Below are 1,803 nucleotides of genomic sequence, written 5' to 3' on the forward strand. Positions count from 1 at the left end.
GTGGCGATCACCGCGTCGCGGCCGCTGAAATTCTTCGCCTATGCGTGGGGCGAGATGAGTGACTATCCGATGGACGAGCCGACCCAGCACAAGATGCTGCAGTGGCTCGATCGTGCCGGCTTCGTGGTCAATCCCGAGATCCCGCCGTGCCCCAGCGTTGAGGACGCGCTGAAGTTTTATCGCCGGATCGGCGAGCAGCGCGCGTCGCTGCCCTATGACATCGCCGGCGTCGTCTACAAGGTCGATCGGCTCGATTATCAGGAGCGGCTCGGCTTCGTGTCGCGCTCGCCGCGCTGGGCGATCGCGCATAAATTCGCCGCCGAGCAGGCGACAACCGTGCTGGAGAAGATCGACATCCAGGTTGGCCGCACCGGCGCGATGACGCCGGTGGCGCGGCTGCAGCCGGTGACAGTCGGCGGCGTCGTGGTGCAGAATGCGACGCTGCACAACGAGGACTACATCAAGGGCCTCGGCAACGACGGCTCGCCGCTGCGCGACGGCGTCGACATTCGTGAAGGCGACACCGTGGTGGTGCAGCGCGCCTGCGACGTCATTCCGCAGATCGTCAGCGTGGTGATGGAGACGCGGCCGGCGTCGGCCAAGCCCTACAGCTTCCCGCACAGGTGCCCGATCTGCCATAGCCACGCCGTGCGCGAGGAGGGTGAGGCGGTGTGGCGCTGCACCGGGGCGCTGATCTGTCCGGCGCAGGCGGTCGAGCGGTTGAAGCATTTCGTCTCGCGCCTGGCGTTCGATATCGACGGGCTCGGCGAGAAGCAGATCGAACTGTTCCACGAGCGCGGCTGGGTGAAAGAGCCCGCGGACATCTTCACGCTGAAATCACGCAACGCCGAGCTGAAGATCGAGGAGCTGGAAGGCTACGGCGAGACCTCGGTGCGCAATTTGTTTGCCGCAATCGACGCACGGCGCACGATCGAACTGCACCGGCTGATCTTTGCGCTCGGCATTCGCCATGTCGGCGAAGGCAATGCCAAGCTGCTGGCGCGGCACTACGGCACGCTCGACGCATTCCTCGACGCGATGCGCGCGGCCGCCGACGCGCAGACCGAGGACGGCAACACGTCCGAGGCATATCAGGATCTCGACAACATCGCCGGTATCGGCGACGTGGTCGCCGAGGCGGTGGTCGAATTCTTCGCCGAAACCCGCAACCGTGCGGCGCTCGATGCACTACTCAGCGAGCTGACCGAGGTGCTGCCGGCCGAGAAGGTGAAGCGCGACACCGCCGTCGCCGGCAAGACCGTGGTGTTCACCGGCTCGCTGTCGAAATTCACCCGCGACGAAGCCAAGGCCGCGGCCGAGCGGCTGGGCGCCAAGGTCGCCGGCTCGGTGTCGAAAAAGACCGACTACGTGGTGGCCGGCGAAGACGCCGGCTCGAAGCTGACCAAAGCCCGCGACCTCGGCGTCGCGGTGCTGACCGAAGACGAGTGGCTCGCGCTGATCGGCGGATAGTCTCGCCTCAACTCCCCATTCCCCTCCACGAGTCATTCCGGGGCGCTCGCCCTTGCGAGCGAACCCGGAATCCCGACGTTCAGGATCCTGTATCGGCCGCGCCGCCGAGAGGCTCTGGGATACTGGGTCCTCCGCATGCGCGGAGGATGACGGCCTGTTGTGACGCGCGGCCGTGCCCCATTCTCCCGCGTCATCGCCCGCGTAGGCGGGCGACCCAGTATTCCAGAGCCCGTCGGTGAAGCAGCGTCCTCTCCGCCGGTCATTCCGAAGCGTGCGCCTTACATCACTGGTGGCTCCTGGCTTTCGGCGCGTTCGATCAGGTCTTCGGTCGGG

General features: G+C 66.3%; 1 protein-coding gene. It reads left to right on the plus strand.

Going from position 1 to position 1,803, the window contains the following annotated elements; all coding sequences use genetic code 11:
• Nucleotides 1-1,470 (plus strand): NAD-dependent DNA ligase LigA (gene ligA, locus ACOJTD_RS12740; protein ID WP_420133274.1); only part of this gene is annotated, 1,470 nt, incomplete at its 5' end.
• Between the last annotated feature and the right edge of the window lie 333 nt (nt 1,471-1,803).

The organism is Rhodopseudomonas sp., assembly GCF_048594845.1.
Taxonomy (GTDB): domain Bacteria; phylum Pseudomonadota; class Alphaproteobacteria; order Rhizobiales; family Xanthobacteraceae; genus Rhodopseudomonas.